The organism is Streptomyces sp. NPDC052023 (assembly GCF_044548465.1).
In the GTDB taxonomy this organism is placed as follows: domain Bacteria; phylum Actinomycetota; class Actinomycetes; order Streptomycetales; family Streptomycetaceae; genus Streptomyces.
This window is the reverse complement of sequence record NZ_JBIUBW010000003.1, coordinates 32,655-48,504: the sequence shown is the minus strand read 5'-3', so window position 1 is coordinate 48,504 and position 15,850 is coordinate 32,655. Positions and strand designations below refer to the sequence as shown.

General features: G+C 73.4%; 15 protein-coding genes. 8 read left to right on the top strand and 7 right to left on the bottom strand.

The genetic code is table 11. From position 1 onward, the window contains the following. Positions 1-5: 5 nt before the first annotated feature. Together ACIHCM_RS07750 and ACIHCM_RS07745 are read left to right on the top strand one after the other, a co-directional pair. Positions 6-338, top strand: coding sequence for a DUF3140 domain-containing protein (locus ACIHCM_RS07750; protein ID WP_399890744.1), 333 nt, complete (start codon positions 6-8; stop codon positions 336-338). Then, positions 335-985 carry an endonuclease gene (locus ACIHCM_RS07745; RefSeq protein ID WP_399890741.1) on the top strand — a complete coding sequence of 217 codons (651 nt, stop codon included), beginning with the start codon at positions 335-337 and terminating at the stop codon, positions 983-985. The genes ACIHCM_RS07750 and ACIHCM_RS07745 overlap by 4 nt, the downstream gene beginning before the upstream one ends. A 31-nt stretch (positions 986-1,016) precedes the next feature. Here the strand turns inward: ACIHCM_RS07745 and htpG are convergent, their stop codons facing one another. Both htpG and ACIHCM_RS07735 read right to left on the bottom strand, forming a co-directional pair. Beyond that, positions 1,017-2,846, bottom strand: a complete 1,830-nt coding sequence (htpG, locus tag ACIHCM_RS07740; protein ID WP_399890737.1) for a molecular chaperone HtpG — start codon at positions 2,844-2,846, stop codon at positions 1,017-1,019. A gap of 93 nt (positions 2,847-2,939) precedes the next feature. After that, positions 2,940-4,181 carry an amidohydrolase gene (locus ACIHCM_RS07735; RefSeq protein ID WP_399890734.1) on the bottom strand — a complete coding sequence of 414 codons (1,242 nt, stop codon included), beginning with the start codon at positions 4,179-4,181 and terminating at the stop codon, positions 2,940-2,942. Between the two features lie 245 nt (positions 4,182-4,426). On the opposite strand from ACIHCM_RS07735, the gene ACIHCM_RS07730 reads away from it, so the two are divergent. Continuing rightward, entirely contained in the window at positions 4,427-5,722 is a 1,296-nt protein-coding gene (locus ACIHCM_RS07730; RefSeq protein WP_399890731.1) for a serine/threonine-protein kinase, read from the top strand. A gap of 262 nt (positions 5,723-5,984) precedes the next feature. Continuing rightward, the gene (locus ACIHCM_RS07725; RefSeq protein WP_399892173.1) at positions 5,985-6,995 is read left to right on the top strand and encodes a PucR family transcriptional regulator; all 1,011 of its coding nucleotides are present in this window, start codon (positions 5,985-5,987) and stop codon (positions 6,993-6,995) included. 28 nt (positions 6,996-7,023) lie between these two features. Here the strand turns inward: ACIHCM_RS07725 and ACIHCM_RS07720 are convergent, their stop codons facing one another. From ACIHCM_RS07720 to ACIHCM_RS07710, 3 genes are all read right to left on the bottom strand, one after another. After that, positions 7,024-8,523, bottom strand: coding sequence for an SPFH domain-containing protein (locus tag ACIHCM_RS07720; protein WP_399890728.1), 1,500 nt, complete (start codon positions 8,521-8,523; stop codon positions 7,024-7,026). 57 nt (positions 8,524-8,580) lie between these two features. Further along, positions 8,581-9,063: a hypothetical protein gene (locus tag ACIHCM_RS07715; protein WP_399890725.1), complete on the bottom strand. Its 483-nt coding sequence runs from the start codon at positions 9,061-9,063 to the stop codon at positions 8,581-8,583. A gap of 106 nt (positions 9,064-9,169) precedes the next feature. Beyond that, complete coding sequence (locus tag ACIHCM_RS07710; protein WP_399890722.1) at positions 9,170-10,048, bottom strand: Cof-type HAD-IIB family hydrolase; 879 nt, start codon at positions 10,046-10,048, stop codon at positions 9,170-9,172. Between the two features lie 220 nt (positions 10,049-10,268). Here ACIHCM_RS07710 and ACIHCM_RS07705 point away from each other — a divergent pair, with 220 nt between their 5' ends. From ACIHCM_RS07705 to ACIHCM_RS07690, 4 genes are read left to right on the top strand one after another with little or no spacing between them, the layout of a single operon-like run. After that, positions 10,269-11,081: an SAM-dependent methyltransferase gene (locus tag ACIHCM_RS07705; protein WP_399890719.1), complete on the top strand. Its 813-nt coding sequence runs from the start codon at positions 10,269-10,271 to the stop codon at positions 11,079-11,081. Positions 11,082-11,117: 36 nt separating this feature from the next. Beyond that, a complete protein-coding gene (locus ACIHCM_RS07700) occupies positions 11,118-12,518 on the top strand; it encodes a glutamine synthetase family protein (protein WP_399890716.1) in 1,401 nt (466 codons plus the stop codon). A 1-nt stretch (position 12,519) separates the two neighbouring features. Further along, positions 12,520-13,662, top strand: a complete 1,143-nt coding sequence (locus tag ACIHCM_RS07695; protein WP_399890713.1) for an amidohydrolase family protein — start codon at positions 12,520-12,522, stop codon at positions 13,660-13,662. A gap of 15 nt (positions 13,663-13,677) precedes the next feature. Continuing rightward, positions 13,678-14,214 (top strand): NUDIX hydrolase family protein, encoded by a 537-nt coding sequence (locus ACIHCM_RS07690; RefSeq protein WP_399890710.1) that lies wholly within the window; start codon positions 13,678-13,680, stop codon positions 14,212-14,214. A gap of 109 nt (positions 14,215-14,323) precedes the next feature. Here the strand turns inward: ACIHCM_RS07690 and ACIHCM_RS07685 are convergent, their stop codons facing one another. Together ACIHCM_RS07685 and ACIHCM_RS07680 are read right to left on the bottom strand one after the other, a co-directional pair. Next, entirely contained in the window at positions 14,324-14,980 is a 657-nt protein-coding gene (locus tag ACIHCM_RS07685) for a sigma-70 family RNA polymerase sigma factor (protein WP_399890707.1), read from the bottom strand. Between the two features lie 179 nt (positions 14,981-15,159). After that, complete coding sequence (locus ACIHCM_RS07680) at positions 15,160-15,840, bottom strand: hypothetical protein (RefSeq protein ID WP_399890704.1); 681 nt, start codon at positions 15,838-15,840, stop codon at positions 15,160-15,162. Between the last annotated feature and the right edge of the window lie 10 nt (positions 15,841-15,850).

Below are 15,850 nucleotides of genomic sequence, written 5' to 3'. Positions count from 1 at the left end.
CACCCATGACCGACGCCCTCGAACTCGACGCGCTGTGGGAGGACTTCCACCGCGCGGTGAACATGACCTCGCAGGAACTGGCGGCCTGGCTGCGGGTCCGCGACGCCGACGAGGACGCGGAGCCACTGCCGGAGCGGGCAGGCACCCCCACCGGGCAGGACGTGATCGCGATCCTCCAGAAGCGGCGCACCGACCTCACCGACGAGGACATCCAGGTGATGTACGACGTGGTGGACACGGTCGACGCGCAGGCGGACGTGGAGAACGAGCCCGAGCCCGAACAGACCCGCCACCGGCACCGGCTGATGACGCTGGGCCACGACCCGCTCAGGCCATGAGCGGCAACGAGCGGCGCGTCGTGGGCGAACTGCTGAAGGCGCACGGGCGGACGTACGCCGAGGAAGCGGGCATCCGGCTGCGCGACACCCCGCAGCCGCTGTACCGCCTCCAGGTGCTGTCACTGCTGCTCAGCGCCAGGATCCGGGCCTCGGTCGCCGTCGCGACCGCGCGTGCCCTGCACGAGGCGGGGCTGCGCGACCCGCGGCGGATGGCCGGGGCGAGCTGGCAGGACCGGGTGGACGCCCTGGGCCGGGGCGGCTACCGGCGCTACGACGAGCGCACGGCCACCCAGCTCGGCGACGGCGCGGAACTGCTCACCGAGCGGTGGGGCGGCGATCTGCGGCGGCTGCGCGAGGAGGCCGGCGGCGAGGTTCCCGAACTGCGCCGGCTGCTCCAGGAGATCCCCGGGGTGGGACCCGCGGGCGCCGACATCTTCCTGCGCGAGGCCCAGCGCGTATGGCCCGAAGCCGCTCCGTACCTGGACGCCAAGGCGCTGTCCGGGGCGGAGCGGCTCGGCCTGCCGAAGGAAGCGGACCGGCTGGTGGAACTCGCGGGTGACGCCGAACCCGCCGCGCTGGCCGCGGCGCTGGTGCGGGCGGCCCTGGACAAGGAGGTGGCCGAGGACAGCCTCCGCCGCGCCGCCTGACCCGTCCGGGGGGCCGGCGGCGCGGCGCCCGTCACATGGTGCGGGCGAGGCGGTCGGAGAGCAGCCGGGCGAAGCGTGCCGGGTCGGCCAGGTCACCGCCCTCCGCGAGCAGGGCCGTGCCGTACAGCAGCTCGGCCGTCCCGGCCAGCTCCGCGTCCGCTCCGCGCTCCTCGTACGCCGTCCTGAGCCCGCTGACCAGCGGGTGCTCGGCGTTGAGCTCCAGGATGCGCTTCACCGGGGGGAGTTCCTGCCCCATCGCCCGGTACATCCTCTCCAGCGCCGGGGTGATGCCGTCGGCGTCATTGACCAGGCAGGCCGGCGAGTCCGTCAGGCGGGTCGTCAGCCGTACGTCCTTGACCTCGTCGAGCGTCTCGTTGAGCCAGGTCAGCAGCGTCGCGTACGCGCCCGACCTCTCCTCGGACAGCTTTTCCTGCGACGGCAGGTCGACCGAGCCACGCGCGACGGACTGGAACTCCTTGCCGTCGTGCTCACGCACCGCCTCGACCCAGATCTCGTCCACCGGGTCCGTGAGCAGCAGGACCTCGTACTCCTTGGCCCTGAAGGCCTCCAGGTGCGGGGAGTTCTCGATCTGCGCCCGGCTGTCGCCGGTCATGAAGTAGATCTTGTCCTGGCCGTCCTTCATCCGGGCGGCGTACTCGGCCAGGGTCGTGGGTTCCTCGCCGGCGGTGGAGGCGAACGACGCGATGCCGAGGATCGCCTTGTGGTCCTCGGCCGGGTCGAGCAGGCCTTCCTTGACCACGGCGCCGAACTCGCGCCAGAACGTGCGGTACTTCTCGGCGTCGTTGCGCATGAGGTCCTTGACGGACGACAGCACCTTCTTCGCGAGGCGGCGCCGGATCAGCTGGATGTGCCGGTCCTGCTGGAGGATCTCGCGGGAGACGTTCAGCGACAGGTCGGCGGCGTCCACGACGCCCTTGACGAAGCGGAGGTGGCCCGGCAGCAGCTCGCGGGTGTCGTCCAAGATGAACACGCGCTTGACGTACAGCTGGACGCCGTGGCGGGCATCGCGCTGGAAGAGGTCGTGCGGGGCGCGCGAGGGGACGAAGAGCAGGGCCTCGTACTCGAAGGTGCCCTCGGCGCGCATCTGGATGATGTCCAGGGGCTCCGACCAGTCGTGGCTGATGTGCCGGTAGAACTCCTGGTATTCCTCGTCCTCGACCTCGGACCGCGGCCGGGCCCAGAGCGCCTTCATCGAGTTGAGGGTCTCGTTCCCCATCCGGATGGGGAAGGAGATGAAGTCCGAGTACCGCTTGACGATCTGCCGGATCCTCCCCTCGTCGGCGTAGTCGTGGAGGGCGTCCTCCTCGTCCGCGGGACGCAGGTGGACGGTCACCGACGTGCCCTCCGGCACGTCCTCGGCGGTCTCGATCGTGTACGTGCCGTCGCCGTCCGACTCCCAGCGCACGCCGGTCTCCTCCCCGGCCTTGCGGGTGAGCAGGACGACCCGGTCGGCGACCATGAAGACGGAGTAGAAGCCGACTCCGAACTGACCGATCAGCTCGGCGGACTCCTTGCTCTCCTTGAGCCGGCGCAGGGTCTCGGCCGTGCCGGACCGGGCGATGGTGCCGATGAGCCCCACCACGTCGTCGCGCGACATGCCGATGCCGTTGTCCCGCACGGTCAGGGTGCGGGCGTCCTTGTCCGCCTCGACGGCGATGTGCAGGTCGTCGGTCCGCAGGCTGTCGTCCGTGAGACCGGCGAGGCGCCGTTTGTCCAGGGCGTCGGAGGCGTTGGAGATCAGCTCGCGCAGGAAGATGTCCTTGTTCGAATAGATCGAGTGGACCATCAACTGCAGGAGTTGGCGCGCTTCGGCCTGGAACTCCAGCGTCTCGGTGCTCATTGCGTCCCTTCTTCCAGGTGGTGCGGGGTGCGGGCGAGGGAAATCTGACACACCGGCGACAGAGCACACAAGCGTGCCCGGCGGGACGCGCTGCTAGCCGAGCCGGCTGAGCGCCGCCGACACGAGGGTGCGCACCCCGGGGACGAGCACCGACAGGTCCGGGGCGAAGAGCGGGCTGTGGTTGCCGGGGACGTTGCCCAGCCGCTCCAGCAGCGCCTCGCCCTCCGCCGCCTCCCACACCTCGGCCGGCGTGGTCGTGACGTACCAGTAGTCGTACGGCACCCCCTTCGGCGCCAGCAGCGAGAAGTCCTCGCTGCCCATCGCCGGGCCGAGAGCGAACACCGTGTGCGCACCGAACAGTTCGCGGTGCACGGCGGCGATCTCCTCATCGAGGGACGCGTCGTTGACGGTGTTCGGATAGCCGGGGGTGACGGTGACCACGGGCGGCCGCGGACAGCCGGCGGCCCGGCACTCACCGTCCACGATGCGGTGCACGGCGGCCAGCACGCGCTCGCGCACCTGGGGTTCCTGGGTGCGCAGGTTCAGCGCGAGCCGGGCCTCGGCGGGGATGATGTTCGCCTGTGTGCCTGCGTGGAACTGCCCCACCGTCAGCACCGCCGAGTGCGCCGCCGCGACCTCCCGGGAGACCACCGACTGCAGCCGGGTGACGATGTACGCGCCGGTCACCAACGGGTCGACGGTGGACTCGGGGCGTGAGCCGTGGCCGCCGATGCCGTGCACGACGACGTCGATGTCGTCGGAGGCCGACATGATCAGGCCCGGTGTGTGCGGGTAGAGCCCGGCGGGACCGGGGGCGGCATGCTGGCCGAACAGCACGTCGGGGCGCGGGAAGCGCTCGTGCACCCCGTCGGCGACCATCGCCGACGCTCCCCCACCGGACTCCTCCGCCGGCTGCCCGACCACCACGAGCGTGCCCGACCAGCTCTCCCGGCCTGCCGCGAGTGCTTCGGCGGCGCCGATCAGCCAGGTGACGTGGAGATCGTGCCCGCAGGCGTGCATCACACCGTCCACGATGGAGGCGTAGGCGAGGCCCGTCGCCTCGGGCACGGGCAGCGCGTCCATGTCGCCGCGCAGCCACACGACGGGCCCCCGCCCGTTGGCGAGCACTGCGACGACGCCGGTACCGCCGACGCCCTCCGTCACCTCGTAGCCCGCCGCGCGCAGCCGGCCGGCCAGCCGCGCGGCGGTGCGGTGCTCCTGGAAGGCGAGTTCGGGGTGGCGGTGCAGATCGCGGTAGAGATCCTCCAGGCCGTCGGGTTTGAGGCCGGTGGTCAGGGCGAGGGCGAGGCGTGCTGTGGCGGCGGGTTCGCTCATGGCTGCTTCGTTCTCCTCCGACAGGGGGCACGCTCACCGAGGGGCACCGCGTGCGGGAATGCTGGGGCCTGTGGTGGCCATCCTGCCGCCTGCCGGGGGGCCGGGCCATCCGTAGGTGTGATCATGGGCACCACCCCGCTGCCGGTACGCTGTGCCAGCTGCGGCAACCCTCCACCTCACCCGCACCGGCGGTGAGTTACGGCCTGCGGCGCCGGGACTTCACACAGCATGAGGATGAATCACAGGTGCTCATAGCGGGCCGGTACCAGCTGCAGGAACCGATCGGGCGCGGCGCGATGGGAGAGGTCTGGCGGGCGTACGACGAGACGCTCGGCAGACGGGTCGCCGTCAAACTGCTGCTGCCCCAGGACTCCGACCCCACGGCCGCCTCACGCTTCCGGCTGGAGGCGCAGACCGCCGGACGTCTGCACCACCCGTACGTGGTGGGCGTGCTGGACTTCGGTACGTTCGAGGACCGGCTGTTCCTGGTGATGGAGCTGGTCGACGGCGACAGCCTCGCCGGGGTGCTCGCCCACGCGGGTCCGCAGCCCGCCGGCCGGGTGGCCCGGATCGCCGCGCAGGCGGCCGCCGGGCTGGCCGCCGCCCACCAGCAGGGCATCGTGCACCGTGACATCAAACCGGCCAACCTGCTGCTCGACGCCGACGGCACCCTGAAGATCGGCGACTTCGGCATCGCCCGCTTCCTCGACGACCCGGCCGCCGCGCTCACCGCCACCGGCCAGATCGTCGGCACCAGCCTCTACCTCGCTCCGGAACGCGCGCTCGGCCGGCCGGCGGGACCTGCCAGCGACGTGTACTCGCTGGGCTGCGTGCTGTACCAACTCCTCACCGGGCGCCCGCCGTTCCAGGCCGACACCCCGATCGCCATCCTGCACCAGCACCTGGACGCCGCCCCGGTACCGCCCCGGCAGCTCGGCGCCGACCTCCCGCCCGCCTTCGAGAGCTATCTGCTGGGCCTGCTGGGCAAGCAGCCCGAGCACCGGCCCGCCGCCGCCCAGGTCGCCGACTGGTTCGCGGCCGGCGCCTGGCAGGGCCGCCCCGAGCCGCTGCCCGCCACTACACCGGCACCGGCACCCGCACCGTCGGTGAGCCCGCCGCCGGCCGGCGGGACGGGGCCCGCGACGACGTACATGCTGCCGTCCTCCCCGAGGACGACGTCCCGGCGCCGCAGCCGCCCGGGGGCGCGGGCCGTCGTCCTGCGGCCCCGCGTGCTGGGGTCCGCCGCGGCGGTGGCGCTGTTCCTGGCGGCGGTGGCCGCCGGGATGCTGTGGTTCTCGCCCGACAACACGGCGACGGAGGGCTCACGCACGGACTCCCCCGGCTCCACGCCCACCGCCTCCACCGCGCCCACCGCGCCGGGGTCCCCGGCGGTCGTGTCCGCCGCCCCGGCCGCCGGAACGTCGCCGGCGCCCGCCGCGACGAAGACGCATGAGAAACACGAGGACCGGGACCGGGAACGGCGGCGTCACACGGACGACGGCGGCGACCAGGGAGACGACAGGGGCGACGGGGAGGACTGAGTCCCGCCCCGCGCTCCTCCCGATGCGGCGTGCGGGGCCCGGTACCCCCGCCCGTCCCGGGTCCGCGGCACCGGAGCCCCGCGGCTCCCCACCGCCATGATGGCCGGGCCGAGGCGCCCCGCGCATTGCCGTGTTCCGGCAAGGTTGACTACGCTCCCGGTGCCGTAGGCCGTCAGGAAGGCGTCAAGACGGCATCAGGAAAGGCGGGGGCACTGTGAGCGTGACGGCGACCGAGGAGACGTACCTGCGGGGGTACGCCGACATGCTGACGGACGTCTCGGCCACCGGGCGCCGTCCGACCCGCGACGAGCTTCAGGAGCGCCGCGCCCTCGGCGAACGGGCCGCGGAGGCCGGGCACAGTCTGCGCGCGCTCGTGCGCCGGCACCTCGACGCCACCCGCGCCTGGTGGCCCGGGACGCCGGGCGCGGCGGACAGTGTGCTGGCCGCGGTCTCCCAGGCCGTGGACGCCTTCGCCGAGGGCTACGAGCGGGCACAGCACCTGTCGGTGCGTCAGGAGGAGGCGGCCCGCCGGGAGTTCATCGACGACCTGCTGTACGGGCGCAGCGACCTGGGGCGGCTGGCGGAACGGGCCGAGCGCTTCGGGCTGGTCCTGTCCAGCGCGCACGCGGTCGCGGTCGCCGAGGGCCCGGAGGCGTACGCGGACACCCACCCCGTGACCCGCCGTGTGGAGACCGCCCTGATAGCGCGCTTCGGCAACCGGCGCATCCTGCTGGCCACCAAGAACGGGCAGCTGATCTGCATCGCGCCCGGCGACCAGGACGAGGTGCTCGCGTTCTTCGCCCAGCAGGCCCACACGGCGACCGAGTCCGGGCGGGTCGCCATCGGGCGGCCGCAGCCCGGAGCGGGAGGCGTGGTCCATTCCTACGAAGAGGCTCTCAACGCCCTGCAACTGGCGCAGCGGCTGGCGCTCCACGAGCCGGTGGTGCGCGCCGCCGAGCTGCTGGTCTATCCCGTCCTGACCCGTGACCGGCAGGCGATGGCGGACCTGGTGCTGAGCGCCCTGGGGCCGCTGCGCGAGGCCCGGGGCGGCGCCGAGCCGCTGCTGCGGACGCTGGAGGTGTACTTCGACTCGGGGTGCGTCGCGGCCGAGGCGGCCCGGCGGCTCGCGCTGAGCGTGCGCGCCCTGACCTACCGTCTGGAACGCATCCACGAGCTCACCGGCGCCAATCCGGCCGAGCCGATGCACCGCTACACCCTGCAGACGGCCGTGATCGGCGCGCGGCTGCTGGACTGGCCCGCCCAGGAGCTCTGACTCCGGGCGGGCCCGCTGCCCGTGGGCTTCAGCCGGTGATCTCGGCCTTCTCGGCCGCACCGCCCCGCCGCGTGACGCCCTTCAGCAGCTCGGCGAGGTCGACGCCCGTGGTGGCACCGAGGAGTTCGATGCCCTGGGTGACGTTGTCGGCGACCGCGCGGGGGATCCGGCCTGCCCCGTCGGTGGAGATGACGGTCATCTTGTCCACCGCCGCGAGCGGTTCGGACGCCTTGGCGACGACCTGCGGCAGCACCTCGACCAGCATCTGGAGCACGGCCGCGTCGCCGTACCGGCCGAAGGCGTCGGCCTTCTGCCGCATGGCCTCCGCCTCGGCCGCGCCCTTGGCGCCGATCGACGCCGCCTCGGCCTCGCCCTCCAGCCGCACCGCCTCCGCGACCGCCGCCCGCCGGGCCCGCTCGGCCTCGCCCTGCTTGAGGCCCTCGACGGCCTCCGCCTCGGCCAGGGCGCTGCGCCGCTGCTTCTCTCCCTCACCGGTCAGCCGGGACCGCTCGGCCTCCGCCTGCGCCGCCGCGATGCCGGCCAGCCGCTCGGCCTCGGCCTGCTTGACCCGCGCCACCCGCCTGGCCTCGGCCTCCTGCTCGGCGGCGTACCGCTGGGCGTCGGCGGGCTTGCGCACCTCGGTGTCGAGCTGGCGGTCCTTCAGCGCGGCCTGCCGCTCGGCGACCTTCTCCTGCTGGGTGAGGATGTCCTGCTGCCGGGCCGCCTCGGCGAGGGGTCCGGCGGCGTCCGCCTGTGCGGCCGCGGCGTCCGTCTCGGCCTTGATCTCGGCCTGCTTCAGCGCGAACGTCCGCTGGGCGACGGCGATCTCCTCCTCGGCCTTCAGCCGGGCCTGCTCGGCCGCCCGCCGGGCCTCGGCCTCGGCGATGTCGGCCTCCTGCTTGGCGCGGGCCGCCTCGGGCCGGCCGAGGTCCTCCAGGTAGGAGCCCTCGGTGGAGATGTCCTGGATCTGGAAGGCGTCCAGCACCAGGCCCTGCCCGGACAGGCTGGCCTCGGCCTCCTCCGCGACCTGGCCGGCGAAGGCGGCCCGGTCACGGATGACGTCCTCGACGGACATCCGCCCGACGATCGCCCGCAGCGCGCCGGACAGCACCTCCTGGGTGAAGCCGACGATCCCGTCCTGCTGCATCAGGAACCGCTGCGCGGCCGCCCGGATCGAGTCCTCCGTCCCGCCGACCTTGACGATGGCGACACCTTCGAGGTGGGCCTTGATCCCGCGCAGGGTGACCGCGCCGCGCACCGCGACCGGAATGTGCCGCGAGGACAGGTCGAGCGTGAACCGCTGCTGCACGAACGGCACGACGAACACGCCGCCGCCGACCACGACCTTCTGGCCGCTGTTGTCGGTGAACACCCGGCCGGTCGCCGGATCGGTGGCCTGCTTGCCACGCCGCCCGGTGACGATGAACGCCTCGCTCGGGCCTGCCACCTTGTAGCGGCTGACCACCACCAGGGCGAGCAGCACGAACAGTACGACGACTCCCACCACGGCGATGACGACAGGACTCATGACAATGCCCCCGTTCCAAGAGCTGAACTTCCACGAAAAGGACAGGCGGCCCGGCCGTCAGCCGACCGGGCGCACCACGACGGAGGTCGCGGACGGTGCCGCCTCCACCCACACCTCGGCGCCCCTCGCCACCGGCACGGCGCTGCGCGCGGCGAACTTGACCGGCTGGCCGCCGAGTTGCAGCAGCACCTCGCCGAAGCCACCGGCGGGGATGGCCGTCACGACGTTGCCGGACGTGCCCACGAGGTCCTCGCCCCGGGGTGCGACGGATCCGTGATCACGCATCAGGGCCCGGCTCAGACGGTACGTCAGCCAGGCCGTGCCCAGGCCGCAGGCGCCGCCCAATCCGGTGGCGAGCGCGGGGCCGGCGTCCGTCGTCCCCAGGGCGAGCGCTCCGCCGAAGCCGGTCATCGCCAGGAAGCCGGCGACGACCGGCAACGACAGCCACCCGTCGAGGACACCGTCCAGCACCCCGTCGAGCACCAGCGTCAGGGCGAGCAGCACGACCCCCGTGACGCCCAGTCCCAGGAACCAGGCCATGCGTGCAGCCCCCTCTCGCCCCTCGCCGGTCTCCCCCCTTGACGAGATCCTGACATGCAGAGCTGCCGGGTTTCACTGCCGGGTTCCGGCAATCTTTACGCGCTATTTATGCCGACGTCCGGATCTCCGGCAGGCCCAGCAGCCGCGTGATCGTGCGGAGCACGCCGTTGTCCGTGTTGGCGGGAGCCAGGTGGCGGGCGCGCTGGACGACGTCGGGGTGGGCGTTCGCCATGGCGAAGGACCACTCGGCGGTGTCCAGCATCTCCAGGTCGTTGAGGTAGTCGCCGAACACCATGGTCTGCGCGGGTGTGATGCCCAGTTCGCGCTGGAGACGGCGGACGGCGGCGCCCTTGTCGGCGGTGCGGTTCATGACGTCGACCCAGTGCTCGCCGGAGACGACGACCTGGTGGGTGGCGGCGAAGCGGGCGAGGGCCGGCGCGGTGCCGCGTTCCGCGGGACCGAAGTCGTAGAGGGCGACCTTGAGGATGTCGTCGTCGACCTCGGTGACGTCGCCGACGACGCGGTGCTCGACGTAGTACTTGCGCACCTCCGTCAGGAACGGCTCGTCGGCGCGTTCGACATAGGCGGACCGCTTGCCGCAGACGACGGCGCCCAGGTCGGTGCCGCCCGCCGCCAGCCCCCGTACCGCCTCGACGACGTCCGTGACGACGGCCGGGGCGAGCGGGTCGGAGCTGAGTTCCACCCCGTCCCGGACGACGTACGTGCCGTTCTCGGCGATGAACACCATGCCCTCGGCCGCCCGCGCGAACTCCCGTGCCAGCGTGGCGTACTGGCGGCCGCTCGCCGGGCAGAACAGCACCCCGCGCTCCCTGAGCTGCTCCAGCACCTCCCACAGCCCGGCGGGGACGCGTTTGTCGTCGTCCAGCAGCGTGCCGTCCATGTCGGTCACGACGAGGCGGATGCCGGGGATGCCGGGCTCCGGGGAGGCGGACGGGGTGGGCAGGGTCGCACGGGAGTGGGGCATGTCCTGTTTCCTTGGGGCTCGGGCCGTGTTGCCGGGCCGCTCGGCCGCTGTCCCGCAGTGCCCGCTCACGCGCCGCTCGTCGTTCCGGTCGCGGCCGTCAACCCTACCTGGACCACTCCCCCGTACGAGTGAGTCCCCGGTCTCCCGGTTCCCGCCCCGGGCCGATCTTGAACGCGGCACAATGGCGGCAACTGCGGTACGGGCGAGGAGAGGAAGAGACGTGAGCGAGGCTCCCACCCCGGCGGAGGGGTCGGCACGCCTGAACACCGGTGTGGCGCACAACGCACGGGTCTGGAACTACTGGATCGGCGGCAAGGACAACTACGAGGTCGACCACCAGGTCGGCGACCACGTCGCCTCGATGTTCCCGCTGATCCGGGACATCGCCCGGGCGGACCGCGAGTTCCTGCACCGGGCGGTGTCACTCCTGGCCGGTGAGCACGGGGTACGGCAGTTCCTGGACATCGGCACCGGGCTCCCGACGGCGGACAACACCCACGAGATCGCGCAGCGCATCGCGCCCGAGTCGCGGATCGTGTACGTCGACAACGACCCCATCGTGCTGATCCACGCCCGGACCCTGCTGACCGGCACGCCCGAGGGCGTCACCGACTACGTCGACGCCGACGTGCGCGATCCGCAGGGCATCCTCGACCGCGCCGCGCGCACCCTGGACCTCACGCGCCCCGTCGCGGTGATGATGCTGGGCATCCTCAACTTCGTGCTGGACACCGGCGAGGCCCGGGAGATCGTGCGCCGGGTCATGGCCGCCGTCCCCTCGGGCAGCTTCCTGGTCATGACGCACCCCACGCACGACGCGGAACTGGGCGGCGAGGGCCAGATCCCGGCCATGAAGTTCTGGAACGAGAACGCCACGCCGCCGGTCACCGCCCGCAGTGGCGCCGAGATCGCATCGTTCTTCGAGGGTCTGGACATGATGGAACCGGGCCTGGTGTCGTGCTCGGCCTGGCATGCGGAACTGCACGCCCCCGTCGTGGTACCGCAGTACGGCGCGGTGGCCGTGAAACCCTGACACCGGCACCGACCCGGCCGCCGAGGAGGACGACGTATGACGACCCTTGCCGACCCGGTCCCCGGCGGCCGCCCCGGTGAGACCGAACGGGCCGGCGCGCTCAGCGGCGAACTCGCCGCGCGCGGTGTGCACGGCATCGTCCTGTCGTACGTCGACACGGCCGGCATCGGCCGGGTGAAGACGATCCCGACGGCGCGGCTCCCGGCGGCCGTGGCGTGGGGTGTGGGGATGTCGCCGGTGTTCGACACGTTCCTGGCGGACGACTCCATCGTCGGCACCGACGTGCTCGGCTCACCGGACGGCGATCTGCGGCTCTACCCCGACCTGGACCACGTGGCCGTGCTGGCCGCCCAGCCCGGCTGGGCCTGGGCGCCCGTCGACCGGATCACGCAGGACGGTGAGCCGCACCCGGCCTGTTCCCGCACCTTCCTGCGCCGGGTCGTCGCCCGCGCGGCCCGGGAGCACGGGGTCACCTTCCGGGCAGCCGTGGAGATCGAGTTCGCGGCCGGGCTGGCGTCGGCGCCGGGCGGGGCGTTCGTACCGGCGGTGTCGGGACCCGCCTACGGCGCCACCCGGCAGGTGGAGCTGAGCGACTGCACGGCCGAACTGCTGGCGGCCTGCGCGGCGCAGGGCGTGGACGTCGAGCAGGTCCACCCCGAGTACGCGGCCGGGCAGTTCGAGGTGTCGGTGGGCGCGCTCGACCCGGTCGCGGCGGCGGACCGGAGCGTGCTGCTGCGCCAGACCGTCCGCGCGGTGGCCCAGCGGCACGGCCTGCGGGTCTCCTTCGCCCCCGCCGTGTCCGGCGAGGGCGTCGGCAACGGCGGCCATCTGCACCTCTCCGCCTGGCGCGACGGCGTCAACCTGCACTCCGGCGGCACCGGCCGGCACGGCATGACACCGGACGCCGAGTCCTTCGCCGCCGGGATCCTCGGCCATCTGCCGGGCCTGCTGGCGGTCACCGCGCCGAGCCCGGCGAGCTATCTGCGGCTCAGACCGGCGCAGTGGGCCGGCGTGTTCACGGCGTGGGGCCTGGAGACCCGGGAGACCGCGGTGCGGGTCATCACGGGCACCGCCGGACTCCGTGACCAGGCCGCCAACCTGGAGGTGAAGCCCGTGGACCTGGCCGCCAACCCCTATCTCGCCCTCGGCAGTGTCATCGCCGCCGGACTGGACGGCCTGGCGGCGGGAGCACCACTGCCCGAGGCCACCACCGGCGACCCGGCGCGGCTGGGGGCCGAGGCGGCGCGGCGGGGGGTGCACCGGCTGCCGGTGTCGCTGGAGGCGGCCGTCGCCGCGTTCCGCCGGGACGACGTGGTGCGGGCCGCGCTGGGCACGGTGCTGGCCGACGCGGTGATCGCCGTACGGCTCGGGGAGATCGCCGCCGTGGCCGGTCTGGACGACGACCAGGTGGCGGCGGCGTACCGCTGGGTGTACTGACGTGGGCGCCGCCGGACCGGTCGCGCGGGCGCTGGACGCGCTGCCCCTCGTGGACCATCACTGTCACGGCGTCGTCACCGCCGGCCTGGACATGCCGGGCTTCGCGTCGCTGCTCACCGAGGGCGAGGCGTGGCCGGGCATCTCGCCGTTCGACAGCCCCGTCGGTGTCGCCGTCCGGCGGCACTGCGCGCCCCTGCTGGACCTGCCCCGCCACGCCCCGGCCGAGGAGTACGTGGCCCGCCGGGCCGGGCTCGGGGCACGGGAGGTGAACCGGCGCTTCCTGTCCGCCGCGGGGACCGAGGTGTTCTGCGTCGACACCGGGTACGGCCCACCGGAGCTGACCACACCCGGGCAGCTGGCCGAGGCGGCGGGGCCGGGTGCGGTCGCGCACGAGGTGGTGCGGCTGGAGAACGTCGCCGAGGCGGTGGCCGCGGCGGGGGTCGAACCGGACGCGTACGCGCCGACGTTCGAGGCTGCCGCGGCGGAGGCGGTACGGCGGCCCGGTGTGGTGGCGGTGAAGTCGGTGGCCGCCTATCGCACGGGCTTCGTCCTGGACCCGGCCCGCCCCACCGGGGCCGAGGTGACCGGTGCCGCCGCGCGGTGGCTGGCGCACGGCGGCCGGCTGGACGATCCCGTGCTGGTACGGCACCTCCTGTGGACGGCCGTCGGCCTCGGGCTCCCCCTCCAACTGCACACGGGCTTCGGCGACAACGACGTCCGGCTGCACCGCTGCGACCCGACCCACCTGACCGACTGGCTGCACCTGACGTCCGGCACGATCCCGGTGATGCTGCTGCACTGCTGGCCGTACCAGCGCCAGGCCGCCTATCTCGCGGCCGTGTTCGAGCAGGTGTACCTCGATGTCGGCCTCACCCTGCACCACGTGGGTCCGGGCCGGGCCCGGGCGGTGCTGGCCGAAGCGACGGAGATCACGCCGTTCCGCAAGCTGCTGTACAGCTCCGACGCCTACGGTGTGGCCGAGTTCCACCTGCTGGGTGCCCTGGCCTTCCGGCGGGGGCTGGCCGAGTTGCTCCAGGAACGGGTCGACTCGGACGAGCTGAGCCTGCCCGACGCGCTGCGCATCGTGCGGTGGGCGGGACGGGACAACGCCCACCGGGTCTACCGGTTTTCCGACGACACCTGAAAGTATGATCACGCAATGTCTGACATGACCGAGACCACGCCCGGTTGGCTGTCCTCCGACGAGCTGGAGATGGCGCGCGCCCGCATGCCGATCCTGTACGTCGAGGCGGTGCCGGTCCGCGTCGACGACAGCGGTGAAGTCACCAGCATCGGCCTGCTGCTGCGCATCGGACCGGAGGGGACGGTCAGTCGGACCCTCGTCTCCGGCCGGGTCCTGCATCACGAGCGGGTCCGGGACGCCCTGCTGCGGCATCTGGAGAAGGACCTCGGCCCGGTGGCGCTGCCCCGGATCCCGGCCTCCCTCCAGCCCTTCACGGTCGCCGAGTACTTCCCGACCCAGGGCATCACGCCGTACCACGACCCGCGGCAGCACGCGGTGTCCCTCGCCTACGTGGTGCCGGTCACCGGCGACTGCCGGCCCCGCCAGGACGCGCTGGACCTAGAGTGGTTCGACCCGCACGAGGCGGCCTCGCCGGCGTTGCAGAGCGAGATGCCGGGCGGGCACGGGGTGCTGCTGAAGCAGGCGCTGGCGCACGTCGGGCTGGCGTTCTGAACCGGCCGCGCCGGATGACGCCGTAGCCGCGGCGACCGGGCGGCACGCACGCGGTGCGACAGGCCGGACGGACGGAGGGTGCCGGTGGAAGCCGGCACCCTCCCGTCGGTCAGGCGACCAGCACCGCCGGCTCGTCCGCCGCCGCCAGCAGGCCGGCCAGCGTGGCGCGAGCCCGGTTCACCCGGGAACGGACGGTGCCGACCGGGCAGCCGCTGAGCACGGCGGCCTCCGCGTACGGCAGCCCCAGCAGCTGGGTGAGCACGAACGCCTCCCGGCGCTCCTGCGGCAGCGCGGCCAGCAGATCGAGCAGCGCGACGCCGTCGTCGAAGCCGGGCAGGTCGCGGGGCTGGGCCAGTTCCACGGCCAGCCGCCAGTCCGGCATGTCGCACAGGCGCGGCCGGGTGGCCGCGTAGCGATAGCTGTCGATCACCGCGCGCCGTGCGATCGACAGCAGCCAGGCCCGCGCGGAGGAGCGGCCCTCGAACCGGTGCAGGCTGCCGAGCGCCCGCAGGAACGTGTCCTGCGCCAGGTCGTCGACGGCCTGCGGGTCGCCACACAGATGGGCGACGTAGCGCAGGACGTCGCGGTGCAGGGCCCGCACGAAACGGTCCACGGCCGCCGGGTCACCGGTCCGGGCGGCCAGTGCCCATGCCGTTATCGAGTCGTCGGCGGATCCGGCGCCGTGGGGACCGGTTCGGTCGTGGTCGTCGGTTGTGTGGTGGTCCTCGGTTCTCTCGAGTGCGTCGGGCAGGGCAGAAGTGATCACCTGGTGTCCTTGTCGGCCGTCCGGAGTCCCGGCCGGTGGCGCGCGGGCGCGCGGGGCGGTACGGGATCCGGTGAGTGGGGAGCCGGCCGTACGGCGAGCCGCGCGGCGTCGAAAGACCCGCGCGGGCGTACGACCGTGGCCCGAGGCGCGTACGGCTGCCTCGGGTTACCGGCTGTCGTTCAGACAGCGGTCCCCAGGGGTGGACCCCGAGAGGTGATCGCATGGACGAGGAGAAGCCGCCGGGGTGTCCGGGCCGGCGCCCGGCGCCACAGACGCGGGCGGGGGTGCCGCGGCGGGGCGGGCACGGCAGGCGGCAGCCGCAGCGGTGCCGCGAGCCATCCGGCCACGGCCCGCAGCAGGCGGAACGCGGCGCGCTCACCGTGCGCGAGCCACAGCCCGCACAGCAGCGCGGCCAGCAGGTGCGCGGCGAGCATGCCGAACGAGGACGAGCCGTCCATGACGTGGCTCATGTCCCCGCCGTGGCCCATGTCGACGGCGTCCGGGGCATGGGTGTGGGCGGCGGCCATGTGCGTCGCCGGCATGCCGGCGTCGCCCCTGGGCGACGCGGGCATCGCGTGCCCCATGGCCCCGGCGCGCGCGGGGGCCGCCGACTGGGCGACGGAGAACGCGGAGTGCAGCGCCGTCTGGGCGGTGACGACGACGGTCACGATCAGCGCCAGCCCACGTTCCCGGCCGGCCAGCCCCCAGCCCGCGGCACCGGTCGCGGCGCCCCCGGCGGCCAGCGCCCACCAGGGCACATGACTGCCGGACATCAGCACGTGACCCAGGGCGGCGAGCAGCACGCAGACGGCCGCGAACACCGCGGCCCGAACCGTGCGAGAACACCACCCAGCAGTCATGACGGCCCTC

Bases quoted from the DNA above. Each gene is read 5' to 3' on its own strand.
- ACIHCM_RS07745 (WP_399890741.1), top strand. From the start codon at position 335: ATGAGCGGCAACGAGCGGCGCGTCGTGGGCGAACTGCTGAAGGCGCAC.
- ACIHCM_RS07690 (WP_399890710.1), top strand. From the start codon at position 13,678: ATGTCTGACATGACCGAGACCACGCCCGGTTGGCTGTCCTCCGACGAG.
- ACIHCM_RS07750 (WP_399890744.1), top strand. From the start codon at position 6: ATGACCGACGCCCTCGAACTCGACGCGCTGTGGGAGGACTTCCACCGC.
- ACIHCM_RS07680 (WP_399890704.1), bottom strand. From the start codon at position 15,840: ATGACTGCTGGGTGGTGTTCTCGCACGGTTCGGGCCGCGGTGTTCGCG.
- ACIHCM_RS07735 (WP_399890734.1), bottom strand. From the start codon at position 4,181: ATGAGCGAACCCGCCGCCACAGCACGCCTCGCCCTCGCCCTGACCACC.
- ACIHCM_RS07710 (WP_399890722.1), bottom strand. From the start codon at position 10,048: ATGCCCCACTCCCGTGCGACCCTGCCCACCCCGTCCGCCTCCCCGGAG.
- ACIHCM_RS07725 (WP_399892173.1), top strand. From the start codon at position 5,985: ATGCTGACGGACGTCTCGGCCACCGGGCGCCGTCCGACCCGCGACGAG.
- ACIHCM_RS07700 (WP_399890716.1), top strand. From the start codon at position 11,118: ATGACGACCCTTGCCGACCCGGTCCCCGGCGGCCGCCCCGGTGAGACC.
- ACIHCM_RS07720 (WP_399890728.1), bottom strand. From the start codon at position 8,523: ATGAGTCCTGTCGTCATCGCCGTGGTGGGAGTCGTCGTACTGTTCGTG.
- htpG (WP_399890737.1), bottom strand. From the start codon at position 2,846: ATGAGCACCGAGACGCTGGAGTTCCAGGCCGAAGCGCGCCAACTCCTG.
- ACIHCM_RS07715 (WP_399890725.1), bottom strand. From the start codon at position 9,063: ATGGCCTGGTTCCTGGGACTGGGCGTCACGGGGGTCGTGCTGCTCGCC.